At 75.2% G+C, this 13,159-nt stretch carries 15 protein-coding genes; 7 read left to right on the top strand and 8 right to left on the bottom strand.

From position 1 onward, the window contains the following. Positions 1-22 precede the first annotated feature (22 nt). The 3 genes from ACFWH7_RS07340 to ACFWH7_RS07330 all read left to right on the top strand — a co-directional run bounded on the left by ACFWH7_RS07340 (position 23) and on the right by ACFWH7_RS07330 (position 3,370). Positions 23-1,843: an ABC transporter ATP-binding protein gene (locus tag ACFWH7_RS07340; RefSeq protein ID WP_378215817.1), complete on the top strand. Its 1,821-nt coding sequence runs from the start codon at positions 23-25 to the stop codon at positions 1,841-1,843. Further along, positions 1,840-2,685, top strand: a complete 846-nt coding sequence (locus ACFWH7_RS07335) for an energy-coupling factor transporter transmembrane component T (protein WP_378215816.1) — start codon at positions 1,840-1,842, stop codon at positions 2,683-2,685. The genes ACFWH7_RS07340 and ACFWH7_RS07335 overlap by 4 nt, the downstream gene beginning before the upstream one ends. A gap of 61 nt (positions 2,686-2,746) precedes the next feature. Beyond that, positions 2,747-3,370 carry an ECF transporter S component gene (locus tag ACFWH7_RS07330; protein WP_378215815.1) on the top strand — a complete coding sequence of 208 codons (624 nt, stop codon included), beginning with the start codon at positions 2,747-2,749 and terminating at the stop codon, positions 3,368-3,370. 10 nt (positions 3,371-3,380) lie between these two features. On the opposite strand, the gene ACFWH7_RS07325 is transcribed toward ACFWH7_RS07330, so the two are convergent. From ACFWH7_RS07325 to ACFWH7_RS07315, 3 genes are all read right to left on the bottom strand, one after another. Continuing rightward, the gene (locus ACFWH7_RS07325; protein WP_378215814.1) at positions 3,381-3,641 is read right to left on the bottom strand and encodes a hypothetical protein; all 261 of its coding nucleotides are present in this window, start codon (positions 3,639-3,641) and stop codon (positions 3,381-3,383) included. Positions 3,642-3,815: 174 nt separating this feature from the next. After that, positions 3,816-4,103: a hypothetical protein gene (locus ACFWH7_RS07320; RefSeq protein ID WP_378215813.1), complete on the bottom strand. Its 288-nt coding sequence runs from the start codon at positions 4,101-4,103 to the stop codon at positions 3,816-3,818. Next, on the bottom strand, positions 4,100-4,738 hold the full coding sequence (locus tag ACFWH7_RS07315; RefSeq protein WP_378215812.1) for a TetR/AcrR family transcriptional regulator: 639 nt from the start codon (positions 4,736-4,738) through the stop codon (positions 4,100-4,102). The genes ACFWH7_RS07320 and ACFWH7_RS07315 overlap by 4 nt, the downstream gene beginning before the upstream one ends. Positions 4,739-4,891: 153 nt before the next feature. On the opposite strand from ACFWH7_RS07315, the gene ACFWH7_RS07310 reads away from it, so the two are divergent. Beyond that, complete coding sequence (locus tag ACFWH7_RS07310; RefSeq protein WP_378215811.1) at positions 4,892-6,781, top strand: ABC transporter ATP-binding protein; 1,890 nt, start codon at positions 4,892-4,894, stop codon at positions 6,779-6,781. 92 nt (positions 6,782-6,873) lie between these two features. On the opposite strand, the gene ACFWH7_RS07305 is transcribed toward ACFWH7_RS07310, so the two are convergent. Further along, on the bottom strand, positions 6,874-7,434 hold the full coding sequence (locus ACFWH7_RS07305) for a hypothetical protein (RefSeq protein ID WP_378215810.1): 561 nt from the start codon (positions 7,432-7,434) through the stop codon (positions 6,874-6,876). A gap of 176 nt (positions 7,435-7,610) precedes the next feature. Between ACFWH7_RS07305 and ACFWH7_RS07300 the strand changes: the two genes are divergently transcribed. Then, the gene (locus tag ACFWH7_RS07300) at positions 7,611-8,210 is read left to right on the top strand and encodes a dihydrofolate reductase family protein (protein ID WP_378215809.1); all 600 of its coding nucleotides are present in this window, start codon (positions 7,611-7,613) and stop codon (positions 8,208-8,210) included. 25 nt (positions 8,211-8,235) lie between these two features. On the opposite strand, the gene ACFWH7_RS07295 is transcribed toward ACFWH7_RS07300, so the two are convergent. Both ACFWH7_RS07295 and ACFWH7_RS07290 read right to left on the bottom strand, forming a co-directional pair. After that, positions 8,236-8,436, bottom strand: a complete 201-nt coding sequence (locus ACFWH7_RS07295; protein ID WP_378215808.1) for a DUF2510 domain-containing protein — start codon at positions 8,434-8,436, stop codon at positions 8,236-8,238. Positions 8,437-8,584: 148 nt separating this feature from the next. Next, on the bottom strand, positions 8,585-9,478 hold the full coding sequence (locus ACFWH7_RS07290; protein ID WP_378215807.1) for an LLM class flavin-dependent oxidoreductase: 894 nt from the start codon (positions 9,476-9,478) through the stop codon (positions 8,585-8,587). A gap of 23 nt (positions 9,479-9,501) precedes the next feature. Between ACFWH7_RS07290 and ACFWH7_RS07285 the strand changes: the two genes are divergently transcribed. Together ACFWH7_RS07285 and ACFWH7_RS07280 are read left to right on the top strand one after the other, a co-directional pair. Continuing rightward, entirely contained in the window at positions 9,502-9,801 is a 300-nt protein-coding gene (locus tag ACFWH7_RS07285) for a Dabb family protein (RefSeq protein ID WP_378215806.1), read from the top strand. A 170-nt stretch (positions 9,802-9,971) separates the two neighbouring features. Continuing rightward, a complete protein-coding gene (locus ACFWH7_RS07280; RefSeq protein WP_378215846.1) occupies positions 9,972-10,895 on the top strand; it encodes an LLM class F420-dependent oxidoreductase in 924 nt (307 codons plus the stop codon). Between the two features lie 81 nt (positions 10,896-10,976). Here the strand turns inward: ACFWH7_RS07280 and ACFWH7_RS07275 are convergent, their stop codons facing one another. After that, on the bottom strand, positions 10,977-11,966 hold the full coding sequence (locus ACFWH7_RS07275; protein ID WP_378215805.1) for a hypothetical protein: 990 nt from the start codon (positions 11,964-11,966) through the stop codon (positions 10,977-10,979). Then, positions 11,963-12,607 (bottom strand): RNA polymerase sigma factor, encoded by a 645-nt coding sequence (locus tag ACFWH7_RS07270; RefSeq protein ID WP_378215804.1) that lies wholly within the window; start codon positions 12,605-12,607, stop codon positions 11,963-11,965. Before ACFWH7_RS07270 ends, ACFWH7_RS07275 begins: the two co-directional genes overlap by 4 nt. Positions 12,608-13,159: the final 552 nt, after the last annotated feature.

The raw sequence follows: 13,159 nt of genomic DNA, 5'->3' as shown, positions 1-13,159 counted from the left end.
AGGTTCGCCTATCCTGAGCCGCGTGATCGCGGACGAGACGTCGAACGGCACCCCGCAGCCGCTGCTCGCGGTACGGGGCGTGAGCGTCCGGTACCACGAGCACGACCCCGCGGGACCCGGCGCGGACCCCGCGCCGCGCGTGGCCGGGCGCCCGACACCGGACGGCGTCACGTTCGACGTGCGCCCGGGCGAGGCGGTGCTCCTGCTCGGGCCGTCGGGCTGCGGCAAGTCGACGCTCGCGCTCGCGACGAACGGGCTCGTCCCGCACGTCGTCGGGGCGGACCTGACCGGGGCGGTCCGCGTGCGCGGCCGGTCGACGGCCGAGACCACGCCGCCCGAGCTGTCGCGCGACGTCGCGATGGTCTTCCAGGACCCCGACGCCCAGGTGGTCACGGGCACGCTGCTCGACGAGGTGTGCTTCGGGCCCGAGAACCTGCGCCTGCCCGTGGACGACGTGCTCGCCCGCGGCGAGGACGCGCTGCGCCGGGTAGGCCTGTGGGAGCGCCGCGACGACGACCCCGCCGTGCTCTCGGGCGGCGGCCGCCAGCGGCTCGCGATCGCGTGCGCGCTCGCCCTCGGGTCCCCGCTCCTCGTGCTCGACGAGCCCACGGCCAACCTCGACCCTCAGGGCACCGCGGAGGTCTACGCGGTGCTGCGCGACGTCGTGGCGCGCGGCGACCGCGCGGTGCTGCTCGTCGAGCACGACCTCGACGCCGCGGTGTCCCTCGTCGACCGCGTCGTCGTGCTCGACGGCGCCGGGAGGCTCGCGCACGACGGCCCCGTCCGCGCCGTGCTGGGCGAGCGGGCCGAGGAGCTCGCGGCGCTCGGGGTCTGGCTGCCCACCGCGACGCTCGCGGCGCTGCGGCTCCGCGCCGCGGGAGTGCACCTCGACCCCGTGCCGCTCACCCCGGACGAGCTGGGGGCCGCCCTGGCGGCGGTGCCACGCCTGCCCGACGCGCCCCCGAGGCCTCGCGAGCCCGGGCCCGCTGGGACCGAGCCGGTGCTCGTCGTCGACCGTGTGACGCTGCGACGCGGCGACCGCCGCGGGCGCGGCGCGACGACCGTGCTGCGCGACGTGTCGCTCGCGGTCGCACCGGGCGAGCTCGTCGCCGTCGTCGGCGCCAACGGCGCGGGCAAGACGACGCTCGCGCAGCTCGCCGCGGGCGTGCTGCGGCCGCGCCGCGGGACGCTCGACGGCCGTGTGACCGTGACGGGCCTCGACCCGACCCGCGCCGACCCGCGTGAGCTCTCCCGGCACGTCGGGTTCGTCTTCCAGAACCCCGAGCACCAGCTCGTCACGTCCCGCGTCGACGACGAGCTCGCGCTCGGCCTGCGCGTGCGCGGCGTGCCCGAGGACGAGGTCGCGGCGCGCGTCGAGGACGTGCTGCGCCGGTTCGGTCTCGCCGACCTGCGCGACCGGCACCCGTTCCTCCTGTCCGGCGGGCAGAAGCGGCGCCTGTCGGTGGGGACCGCGATCGTGTGCCGCCCCGACGTCCTCGTCCTCGACGAGCCGACGTACGGGCAGGACCGCGAGCGCGCCGCCGAGCTGCTCGACCTGCTCACCGACCTGCACCGTGGCGGGACGGCGGTCGTCGTCGTGAGCCACGACATGCAGCTCGTCGCGGAGCACGCGACGCGCGTCGTGGCGCTCGCGGGCGGGAGCGTCGTCGCCGACGGACCCCCGGGCGACGTCCTGTCCGACGAGGCCGCGCTGCGCCGCGCCGGTCTGCGCACGCCTCCGCTCGCGCGCGCGACCCGCGACCTGGCCGACCCCGCGTGGCAGCGCGTCGCGCGACTCGCGGACCTGCCCGTCGCGCGCGTCCCCGCAGGGGTGAACGCATGACCGCGGGCACGCTCGACGCCCGGTCCGCGCGCACGACGCCGGGCGACGCGCGCCTCGGCCGGTTCGCCGGACCGGCGTGGGACCTGCACACCTACGACCCGCTCGTCACGGCGTTCGGCCCGCTGCCCGTGGTCGTGTGGGTGTTCACGACCCGCGACCTGCTGACCCCGGCGCTCGTCGGGCTCGCGGCGCTCCTCGTCATCCTCGTCATGGTCCGGCCGCCCCGCCGCGTCGTCGCGGTCCTGCTGCTCGGCCTGCCCGCGCTCGCCGCCGTCATGACGGTGTCGTTCGGCGTGCTCACCGACCCGCGCGACGTCGACGGCACGACGCTGCTCGCGACCGTCGGTCCGTTCCACCTGTGGTCCGGCGCCCTGGAGACCGGCCTCGCGACGAGCCTGCGCACGTGCGCGCTCCTGCTGCTCGTGCTCGTCGGCGGGCTGTCGACGACCGGGCAGGACGTCGTCCGCGCCCTGGTCCAGCAGCTGCGCGTGCCGTACCGGGTCGGGTACGCCGCGCTCGCCGCGCTGCGGTTCGTGCCGCGCTTCGGGCACGAGCTCGAGATGATCCGCGCGGCGCACCGCGTGCGGGGCGTCGACCACGGGCGGGGGCCCGTCGCGGCCGCCCGGCGCCGGCTCGGTTACGCCGTCCCGCTCCTCGCGGGCGGCATCCGCCACGGCGAGCGTGTGTCGCTCGCCATGGAGGCGCGCGGGTTCGGCGCGCACCCGACCCGCACCGAGCGCGTCCTCGTGCCGTTCCGCGTGCGCGACGTCGTCTTCCTCCTCGCGACGTGGGGCGTCGCGGCGGGCATCACGCTCGTCGTGGAGCCCGCGCTGACCCGCTGACCGCCACCCCACCACCCGCCTCCCCGTACCGGCCCAGACCCTCGACGCCACGGAGCCCACGATGCCCAGCACCACCCGCCGTCAGTCCCTCACGACGCGTTACCTCATGACGTGCGCGGCGATCGGCGCCGCGACGGGCGTGCTGCTCGTGCCGGCGAACTTCGTCGCCGCCGCGCTCGCCTCGACCGTGCCCGTGCTCTACTCCGCGATGCTCGGCCTGTGGATCGTCGGGCCCGTGCTCGCGCTCGCCCTCGTGCGGCGCCCCGGCGCCGCGGTGCTCACCATGCTCGTCGCGGGCGTCATCAGCTCCGCGTCGCCGCTCGGGGCGTCGTCGATCCTCACGTGCCTCATGGTGGGCGCGGCGCTCGAGGTCGCGTTCCTCGTCACGCTCTACCGCGTGTGGGCGCCGTGGCTGTTCTACGTCGCGACGTTCGTCTTCTCCGCGCTGTACACCTGGTCGGCGTTCGTGGCCTTCGACGCGGCCTCCATGGCGCCGGTCGTGCAGGTGCTCATCGTGGCGCTCATGATGGCGAGCTCGCTCGTGGGGACGTGGGCGGGCCTGCTGCTCGCCCGTCGCCTCGAGCGCGCGGGCGTCGCACGCGGGCTCGCGCCGAAGCGTCGCGCGGTGGCCGCGGACACGGGTGCGGCGGTCGAGGGCTCGCCCGCGGCGGCCGGTCAGGGCTGAGCGGAGATCCTCAGCCGCCGAGGAACGCGTTCATCGCGAGCACCGAGAACAGCACCGCGCCGGCCACGACGGCCACCGCGACGAGCCAGCCGTTCGCCCGCTCGACCGGCGGGACGGCCGGGCGCGGCGCGGACCCGAGCCCGCGTCGTCGGGCACCGCGACCACGGCGCGCGGTGAAGCGCAGGCCGCGCGCGGCCGCGCGGGCAGCCCCTTCGGGGGACGGGTCGTGGTCGGGGAACGCGGCGTCCCGGGCGGGGGTGGGGGTCGTCACGGTGCGCCTCCGGAGGTCTCCGGCGCCGCTGCCCGACGCCGTGCCGCCAGTCTGCCCGCCGAGCAGCCTCGGGCGCGTCGGTCGTCCGGTGGATCCTGCGGTCCACCGGGGTGCGACCTCCGGATGACGAGCGGTGCCTCCCCGTGGCCCGCGCGGGCGACGGCGAGGGCGGACTCAGCGAGGCGCGTTCTCGTGGTAGCGAGGTCGGCCGCCGCGGGCGGCGCGCTGGAGGTAGCGGACCTCGCGGAGCGCGACGGCGGCGGCGACGAGGAGCGGGAACCACGCCCAGACGCGGCCGCGCAGCACGAGCACGAGGCAGACGAGCGCGACGGCGATCCCGCCGAAGACGGTCGCGACGCTCGCCCAGCGCACGCCCGTGCGCACCTCGTCGGCCCGCTGCCACCAGCGCCGCAGGCGCTCGCCGACGCCGGGCCGCGGGGCCGGGCCCGGGGCGGTGCTCACGGGCGCGCCTCGCGGGCGAGCGTGATGCCCTCGATACTGCGGACTGCCATGCGCAGCGCGTCGGCGCGCGAGATCTCGCCGTCGCCGGCCATGGACCAGGCGTTGAACAACACCCACCAGAGGGTGCGGACGATCCACGAGACGCTGAGCTGGTCGTCGACGGCGCCGCTCTCCTGCCCGCGGCGCAGCAGCTCCCGGACGGGTTCCTCGGCCTCCTCGGCCTCCGCCCAGAACTCCGCCTCGCCGTCCGACATCTCGTTGAACAGGACCATGTACCAGGGGCCGAGGTCGAAGTACTCGAAGGCGAGGCGACGCAGGGCCGCGGCGGGGCGGCCGTCATCGAGTCGGGCCGCCACGATCGCGGCGCGCGTGCGCTCGACGGCCTCGGCACCGATCGCCTCGACGAGGTCGGCGCGCTCGGGGAAATACCGGTGGAGCGTCGTCCGCCCGACCTGCGCGGACTGAGCGACGTCGGCGAGCGACGCGGACTTGTCCGTGCTGAGCACGGCGACCGCGGCGTCGAGGATCGCGCGCCGCGTGCGGGCGCGGGTTCCGCTCTCCGCGGGCACGCCGTCGTGCACCGCTGCGGGGGCCGGCGCGGTGGTGGCGTCCCGCGCGCTGGTTCGTGCCGTCACGCGGCCCACGATAGCCCTCTGAAGCGCGGAACACCTCTTGCCACTAGTGGAACATGCGTGTTCCACTAGTGGCCAAGCCAGTTCCGCTCCCCGGATCCATCTGCGCGTCAACCACAGTTGACACGAGAGAGGATGTCAACCATGGTTGACGCTATGTCCACGACCGACGCCCCCGGCTCGCCGACCACGACGCCCGCCACGACAGATGCTCCGAAGGGCCCGTTCCTCCCGCGGCTCAAGGTGCTCTGGGAGTTCGTCCGACCGCACCGCCGCACGCTCCTGCTCGGACTCGTGCTCGGTCTCGGCACCACGGCCGCGGCGCTCGCGACCCCGATGGTGACCAAGTGGGTCCTGGACACCCTCGGGACGGGGGCGTCGCTCACCCCGGCCGTGCTCACGCTGGTCGGGCTGCTCGTCGTCGGCCTCGTGCTCGGCCTGTGGCAGTGGATCCTGCTCGGCACGCTCGCGGAGCGGGTGGTCCTCGACGCGCGGTCCTCCATGGTGCGGCGCTACTTCCGCGCGCGGATCGGCGCGCTCACCGGCCGCCCGACGGGCGAGCTCGTCACGCGCGTCACGTCCGACACCGTGCTGCTGCGCGAGGCCGCGTCGTCGAGCCTCGTGAACCTCGTCAACCTCGCGGTGTCGCTCGTCGGGACGGTCGTCCTCATGGGCGTGCTCGACATCGTGCTGCTCGGCACGACGCTCGGCGCGATCGTGGTCATCGGCGTGCTCGTCGGGGCGCTCATGCCGCGCATCGCCAAGGCGCAGGAGAAGGCGCAGGAGTCGCTCGGCAGCCTCGGCGGGACGCTCGAGGGAGGGCTCCGGGCGATCCGCACCATCAAGGCGAGCCGTGCCGAGGGCCGCCAGATCGACCGCGTGCTCGACGACGCCCAGGCCTCCGCGCGGCACAGCGTCCGGGCCGTGCGCACCGAGGCGGTCGCGTGGAGCATCGCCGGCGGCGGCATCCAGCTCGCGATCATCGTCATCCTCGCGCTCGGGGCGTGGCGTGTCGACGAGGGGCTGCTCGCGGTGTCGAGCCTCGTCGCGTTCCTCCTCTACGCGTTCCAGATCGTCGAGCCCGTCACCGGCCTGACGATGAACGTCACGCAGCTCCAGGCGGGCATCGCCGCCGCGGGACGCATCAGCGAGGTCCAGGCGATCGAGCCGGAGGAGGTCGACGACGTGGCCCGGCCGGTCCGGGCGGGCTCGGCGACGCTCGACCCGGCCCGCGCGGAGGCAGGCCGGCCGGCGGTGGCGGGTGCGGCGTCGGGCACCGGCCGGACCGCGGCCGAGACGCCGCGACTCTCCCTGCGCGGCGTCACGGCGCGCTATCTGCCGGGCGGCGAGCCCGTGGTCCGCGACCTCGACCTCGACGTGCCGCACCGCGGGCAGGTCGCGATCGTCGGGCCGTCCGGTGCGGGCAAGACCACGACGTTCTCGCTCCTGCTGCGATTCCTCCAGCCCGAGTCGGGGCAGATCCTCCTCGACGGGGTGCCGTACGACGACCTCACGTTCGACGACGTCCGGCGCCGGTTCGCCTACGTCGAGCAGGAGACGCCCGTCGTTCCGGGGACGATCCGCGAGAACCTCCGGCTCTCCGACCCCGATGCGACCGACGAGGCGATGTGGGCCGCGCTCGCGAAGGTCCGGCTCGAGGCCAAGGTGCGCTCGCTCGCCGACGCGCTCGACACGTCCCTCGTCGGGACGACCGTCTCGGGCGGCGAGCGTCAGCGCGTCGCCCTCGCGCGCGCCGTCCTGCACGCGCCCGACGTGCTGCTCCTCGACGAGGCGACGGCCCAGGTCGACGGGCTCACCGAGGCCGCCGTGCACGCCGTCATCGAGGACCTCGCCCGCGACCGCGCGGTCGTGACCATCGCGCACCGGCTGTCCACCGTGATCGACGCCGACCTCATCCTCGTCATGGAGGACGGTCGCGTCCGCGCCCGCGGCACGCACGCCGAGCTCCTCGCGACCGACGAGCTCTACCGCGAGCTCGTCGCCGCCCTGCGCATCGCGACCGAGGAGGCAGCGACCCCGAGGTAGAACCCTGGTCGCGCGAGGTAGAACCCTGGTCGCGCGAGGTAGAACCCTGGTCGCGTGAGGTAGAACCCTGGTCGCGTGAGGTAGAACCCTGGTCAGCCGGCCGGCGAGACGCGAACCCCGCTCTCGACGACGACGGGGACGCCCACCTCGTCGCGCAGGGTTGCGCCGAGCTGCTCCTCCTGCGAGGACGTGAGCTCCTTCCCGATCCCGATCTCGATGCCGCTCCCGTCGACGCTCGGGCCGCCCGTCGTCACGGGACCGTGCGCCGTCCCCGACTCGAACAGGGCGAGCACGGCAGCACGCAGGTCGGCCGGGAGGTAGGGCGTCTGCACGACCTCGACGGATGTGTCACCGGCGAGCTCGGCCAGGTCGTCGGGTGGCTCGCCGTGCCAGTACAGGACCAGGCCGGCGCCACCCTCGGCGAGCGCGAGGGTCCCGAACCTCGGGTCGGCGCCGTGCCGGTCGTAGATCGCGTCGGACGCACCTGCCGAGCCGTCGGCGCGGGGCGCCTGGTCGGGCCGCTCCCGTCCGAACGTGCCTGCGGGCGGCAGAGGCGTCGTCGCACCGTCGGGGACCTCGACCTGCGCGCACGCCGCTGCGCAGAGGATCGTCGAGGTGAGGATCGCTGCCGCCACCGGCCGCCGTCGTGGCACGGGTGTCTCCTCGTCGTCAGGTCAGCTTCTCACCGGGACTGTGTCGGGTCCGGCGTCGTCCTTGCAGCCGGCTCCCGGACCGGCGATGAGTTCCGGGTGCGCGTCCGGTCGGAGGTTCCGAGACGACGGACGACGGCTGTCGCGGGCTCGCGCGGACCGCGGAGGGTGAGGGCGGCATGGGGAACGTGACGTGCGACGTGGCGGTGTCGGTGGACGGGTTCTCGTCCCGGCCCGACCAGACGCAGGAGCATCCGTTCGGCGAGGGAGTGGACCTGCACCGGTGGATGTTCGAGACGGCCGACGAGAACCGCGCGGAGCTCGACGCGATCGTCGCGGCAGGGGCGTTCGTCATGGGGCGGAACATGTTCGCGCCCGGCCGCGGCGAGTGGGACCTCGACTGGCGCGGCTGGTGGGGACCGGAGCCGCCGTACCACGGGCCGGTGTTCGTCCTGACGCACCACCCGCGCGAGCCGCTCGTCATGGAGGGCGGGACGACGTTCCTCTTCGTCACCGACGGCGTCGAGTCGGCCGTCGCGCAGGCGCGGGAGGCGGCCGGGGACCGCGACGTCGCGATCGCCGGCGGGGCCGCGACCATCAACCAGGTGCTCGCGGCGGGCCTGCTCGACGAGCTCCGCCTGCACGTCGTGCCGCAGGTCCTCGGGCACGGCGACCGCGTGCTCGACGGCGTCCCGCCCCTCGCGCTCGAGACCGTCGCCGTGCGCACGGCGTCGCTCGTCACGCACGTCACCTACCGGGTGCTAGGGCCGCTCGGCTGACGGGTCTTTTGTCGCGGGCGGGGCGTCAGCCGAGCACGGCGAGCAGGAGCGGCGCGGCGACGACGAGCACGACGACCGAGCCCACGCCGAGGACCCTGCGCCAGACTCCGGAGTCGTCGGACGCGCGGCGGGTGCGGGTGCGGTCGGTCCACGCCGCGCCGTCGTACCAGCGCTCGCTGCCCGATCCCGGCGCGTCCGCGTACCATCCCGCCGTTGCCTTGCGCACGTCGCCTCCTCGCGTCGCAGTCCCGTGAGCCCTTCTGCACGACCTGTGTCACGGGGCTCCCACCTCTTACACGCAGCGGGGCCGGGGCAGGTTCCCTCCGGCGCGAGGTGCGGCGGTCGCGGTCGGTGTCCGAGGAGGTGCGGGCGGCTCAGAGACCGCGGACCTGCGCGGCGCCGTCCGTGGCGATCTGCTCGAAGACGCGCTGGTCGGCCGCGAACTGCGTCCCCGGGATGGGCCGGTGGACGACGATCTCCGTGATCCCGGCCTCCGCGTACCCGTGCGCGGTCTCGACGAACGCGTCGACCGACTCCAGGGCGGGGTCGGGCGTGAAACCGGTGAGCAGGATCCGCTCGACCGACGCGGGGTCCCGCTCGGCGTCGGCGCAGGCGGCCTCGAGCCGCTGGACCTGGTCGCGGACCGCCGCCCACGACTGCGCCGGGGTCGCGTCGTCGCCCAGGCGGCCGTCGCCCGTCGTCACCCACGCCTGGCCGTAGCGCGCGGCGAGCCGCAGGCCGCGGGGGCCCGTCGCGGCGATCGCGAACGGCACGCGCGGGGACTGGACCGGGCCCGGAATGGTCCGCGCCTCGTGCGCGCGGTAGTGGCCCTCGTCGTGCGTCACCGCGGGCTCGGTGAGCAGCCGGTCCAGCAGGACCGTGAAGTCGCGCAGCCGGTCGGCCCGCTCCCGCGCGGACCAGGGCTCGCCACCGAGGACCGTCGCGTCGAAGCCCGTCGTGCCCGCGCCGAGGCCGACGGTGACGCGCCCGCCCGAGAGGTCGTCGAGCGTCATGACGTCCTTCGCGAACGTCACCGGTTCTCGGAAGTTCGGCGACGACACGAGGGTGCCCAGGCGCACGCGTTCCGTCACGCCCGCCGCCGCGGCGAGTGTCGGGACCGCGCCGAACCACGGCCCGTCGCGGAACGTGCGCCACGACAGGTGGTCGTACGTGTAGGCGGCATGGAACCCGAGGTCGTCGGCGGCCCGCCACACGTCCCGGCCCTCACGCCACGGGTAGATCGGCAGGATCACGGTGCTCACGCGCATGGTCGTCAGCCTAGGGTGGTGGAGTGATCCAGCACACCGTCGCCTTCCGCCTCGTCCACCCCGCCGGCAGCGCCGAGGAGGCCGAGTTCCTCGGCACCGCGCGCCGCACGCTCACCGTGATCCCGGGGGTGCGGGACTTCACCGTCTCGCGCCAGGTGAGCGCCAAGAGCCCGTTGACCTTCCAGTTCTCCATGGTGTTCGACGACGCCGCCGCCTACGCCGCGTACGACGCCCACCCGGACCACCGCGGCTTCGTCGCCGACCGTTGGGTGCCCGAGGTCGCGGAGTTCCAGGAGCTCGACCTCGTCCCGTTCGCGGACTGAACGAGCGAACTCTCGTCCCGCCGAGGGAGAACCCTGGTCCGCCGGGGGAAAGCCCTGGTCATGACCAGGGTTCTACCTCGCGTGACCAGAGTTCTACCTCGCAGGACCGCGGTTCTACCTCGCGGGAGCTGGACCGACGCACGGTGTGGCAGGGTGACGGCATGACCCAGATCGACCTGCGCATCTTCACCGAGCCCCAGCAGGGCGCCTCCTACGACGACCTCCTCGCGGTCGCGAAGGCGACCGAGGACCTCGGGTTCGACGCCTTCTTCCGCTCCGACCACTACCTCGTCATGGGCGACGGCGACGGGCTGCCCGGCCCGACCGACGCGTGGACGACGCTCGCGGGCCTGGCCCGGGAGACGAGCCGCATCCGGCTCGGCACGCTCGTGTCGTCGGCGACGTTCCGCCACCCGGGCGTCCTGGCGATCCAGGTCGCGCAGGTCGACCAGATGTCGGGCGGTCGCGTGGAGCTCGGGCTCGGCGCGGGCTGGTTCGCGCGCGAGCACGAGGCGTACGGGATCCCGTTCCCGGAGAAGCGGTTCGGGATCCTCGAGGAGCAGCTCGCGGTGATCACGGGGCTGTGGGAGACGCCGGTCGGCGAGACGTTCTCGTTCGGCGGCGAGCACTACACGCTCACCGACGCGCCGGCGCTGCCCAAGCCGGCGCAGGAACGCGTCCCCGTGATCGTGGGGGGCCACGGTCCGCGCCGCACCCCGGCGCTCGCGGCCCGCTACGCGAGCGAGTTCAACGCGGCGTTCCCGGACCCGGGCGTGCTGCCCGAGCGGTTCGAGAACGTGCGCGCCGCGTGCCTCGACGCCGACCGCGACCCCGACTCCCTCGTGTACTCGGCGGCGTTCGTCGTCGCGGTGGGCAAGGACGAGGCGGAGTTCCGCCGCCGCGCCGACGCGATCGGGCGCGAGCCCGACGAGGTGCGTCGCAACGGCCTGGCGGGCACCGTGAGCGAGGTCGCGGACAAGATCGCCGCGGCCGCGGAGCAGGGTGCGACGCGCTTCTACCTCCAGGTGCTCGACCTGCACGACCTCGACCACCTCGACCTCATCGCGAGCGAGGTCGTGCCGCAGCTGCCGTGACGGCCCGCCCGCGTCACGACGAGCAGCTCGTCATGACGCGGGCCGGACCGCCGGCCGTCCGGTGAGGCCGACGTCCGCCGGTCAGCCCGCGGAGGTCGGCCCGTAGACGGTCACCTGGAAGCTGCCCCCGACGAACAGGTCGACACGGGAGCAGGTGACCCTCTCGTCGGGCACGCTCGTCGTCGGGAACGGGCCGTCGACCGCCGTCAGGGCCTCGTCGGCGACGGCCCGGGCCTCGTCGAGCGAGACGCACCGGTCGGTGATCCCGCGCTGCAGCGCGGCGACGATCCCGGCGGCCAGCGGGTCCTCCAGGATCCCGTCCGTGTGGGTCGTACCGCCGACCGTGACCGTGTGCCCACCGACGTCGACCGTCACGGAGGCGCACACCTGCGCTCCGCCGGCCGCCTCCGGCAGCGCGCCGTGCTCGCCGACCGTCCAGTCCTCCAGCCCGAGCCGGTCGAGCTCTTCCTCGGCCCAGGCGAGGCCCTCGGCGACGGTCCGGCAGACGCTCGCCCCGCCGTCGACCCGGTCGGTCACGCTCTGCTGCAGCTCGACCACGGCGGTGTCCAGCGCGGAGCGGCCCTCGAGCCGTTCGACGCCGTCGGGCACCTGGTCGGCCGGGGCGACGTACGTCTGGCCGTCCCAGGCGAAGGCCACCGGGTCCTCGACCGGCGGCAGGCCCTGTTCCGCGAGGAGCGTGGTGCAGTCCGCGTACGGGTCGCCGGTGAGCCAGGGCCCGGCCGCGTCGACGTCGAGCCCCTCGGCGACGTCCGGGTTCCAGGCGCTGACGCAGGTGACGCCCTCGCCCGACGAGCCGCGGAACGCCTGGATCGCCGCGTACGCGACGCCGCCGCCCGCCAGCACCGTGGCCAGACCGAGCGCTACCGCGCCGCGGCGTCCGAGCCGCCGCTGGCGCGACGGCGGAGCGGCCGGGGCCGCGTTCGTGGGGTCGAGCGTCGTGGTCATGAGGATCTCCTCCCGCAGGGCGGCGAACGCCGCCTCGTCCACGGCACCGAGACCCGCGCGTCGGGCCGGGTCCGCGCTGCGCAGCTGCATCATCGGGTCCGTCATCGTGCCTCCTCGGTTCCGGGGCGGGGTCGTCCCCACCCGCTGACCACGTGTCCGGTCGGGTCGTCCCGTTTCCTCCGGGGTGCGGACGTCGGTGCGCCGGGCGCGACGAGTCCGTCGAGCTGCTCGGCGAGCCGACGGCGGGCCCGGTGCAGGCGCACCCGGACGGCGGCCCGCGAGATGCCGAGCACGAGGGCGATCTCGTCCCGCGCGAGCTCCTCCCACGCGACCAGGCGCAGCAGCTCCTGGTCGTCGGGGCCGAGCCGCGCGAGCGCGCGCTCGACGTCGCTCACCTCGCCGGTCGGCGGTGGGGTCGCCTCCGCGACCTCGGCGCGGAGCCTGTCGGCGAGGGCGAGCCGACGCCGCGTGCCCCGGCGGTGGTTCGCGAGGACGCGGCGTGCGACGCCGAACATCCATGGTCGCGCGTCGTCGCCGACGGGGACGTCGTCGAGGCGCCGCCAGGCGACGAGGAACGCCTCGGCGACGACGTCTGCGGCATCGGACGGGTCGGCCACGCGCCGCACCGCGTAGGCGAGCAGCGGTCGGTGCGTGGCCTCGAACAGGGCGGTGAACCGGGCAGCGCGGTCCTCGTCCGGCGGAAGGGCCGACGGGGTCCGCTCGGGCGGACGGTCAGGGGCAGGCATCCAGGGTCCTCTCGACCGGGAGACGTAGACGACCGTCCCATGTCCGGGGCTCGCCGGTGCGTTACACCCCCGGGTGCGGCCGTGGTGGTGGCCGTCCCGCGGTTCGCAGCGGCGGCGCCGGACGACCGGCTGGCTCCCGCAGGGCGTCCACCAGGCGGACGCTCGGCGCGTCGGCGCCGTGAATTCTCCGTTTCCGCCCGTGAACGGCGCGTTTCCGGGTCGTGCGGACCGCCGCGCGGGTGAGCGCTCACCGGGTAGGGCGCGACGGCGTCGGGCCGGGACGGGAGCGGCGGCGCGCCAACGGTCCGAGCCGGTCACGACGATGCGGCGTCCGCCCGGTGCGGGTCTGTTCACACAAGCCGCCGCGCGCCCACGCCGCGGCGAAGACCTCTCAGGCGGTCCGTGACACGGGCGTCGTGCACCGCTACCTTCGGCGCAGACGAAGAGGTGGCCCGCGCCGGGCGGGCCCCCACCACCCCGCACCGGGGGCCCCCCCGCGCGGGGGCCCGGCCGGGGGGGGGGCCGCCCGGGCCCGCCGGTAGGGTATAAACA

Origin of the sequence: Cellulosimicrobium cellulans (assembly GCF_042723955.1) — a bacterium.
GTDB classification, from domain to species: Bacteria; Actinomycetota; Actinomycetes; order Actinomycetales; family Cellulomonadaceae; genus Cellulosimicrobium; species Cellulosimicrobium cellulans_H.
The sequence above is the reverse complement of the archived record's forward strand: the minus strand, read 5'-3'. Positions and strand labels throughout refer to the sequence as shown.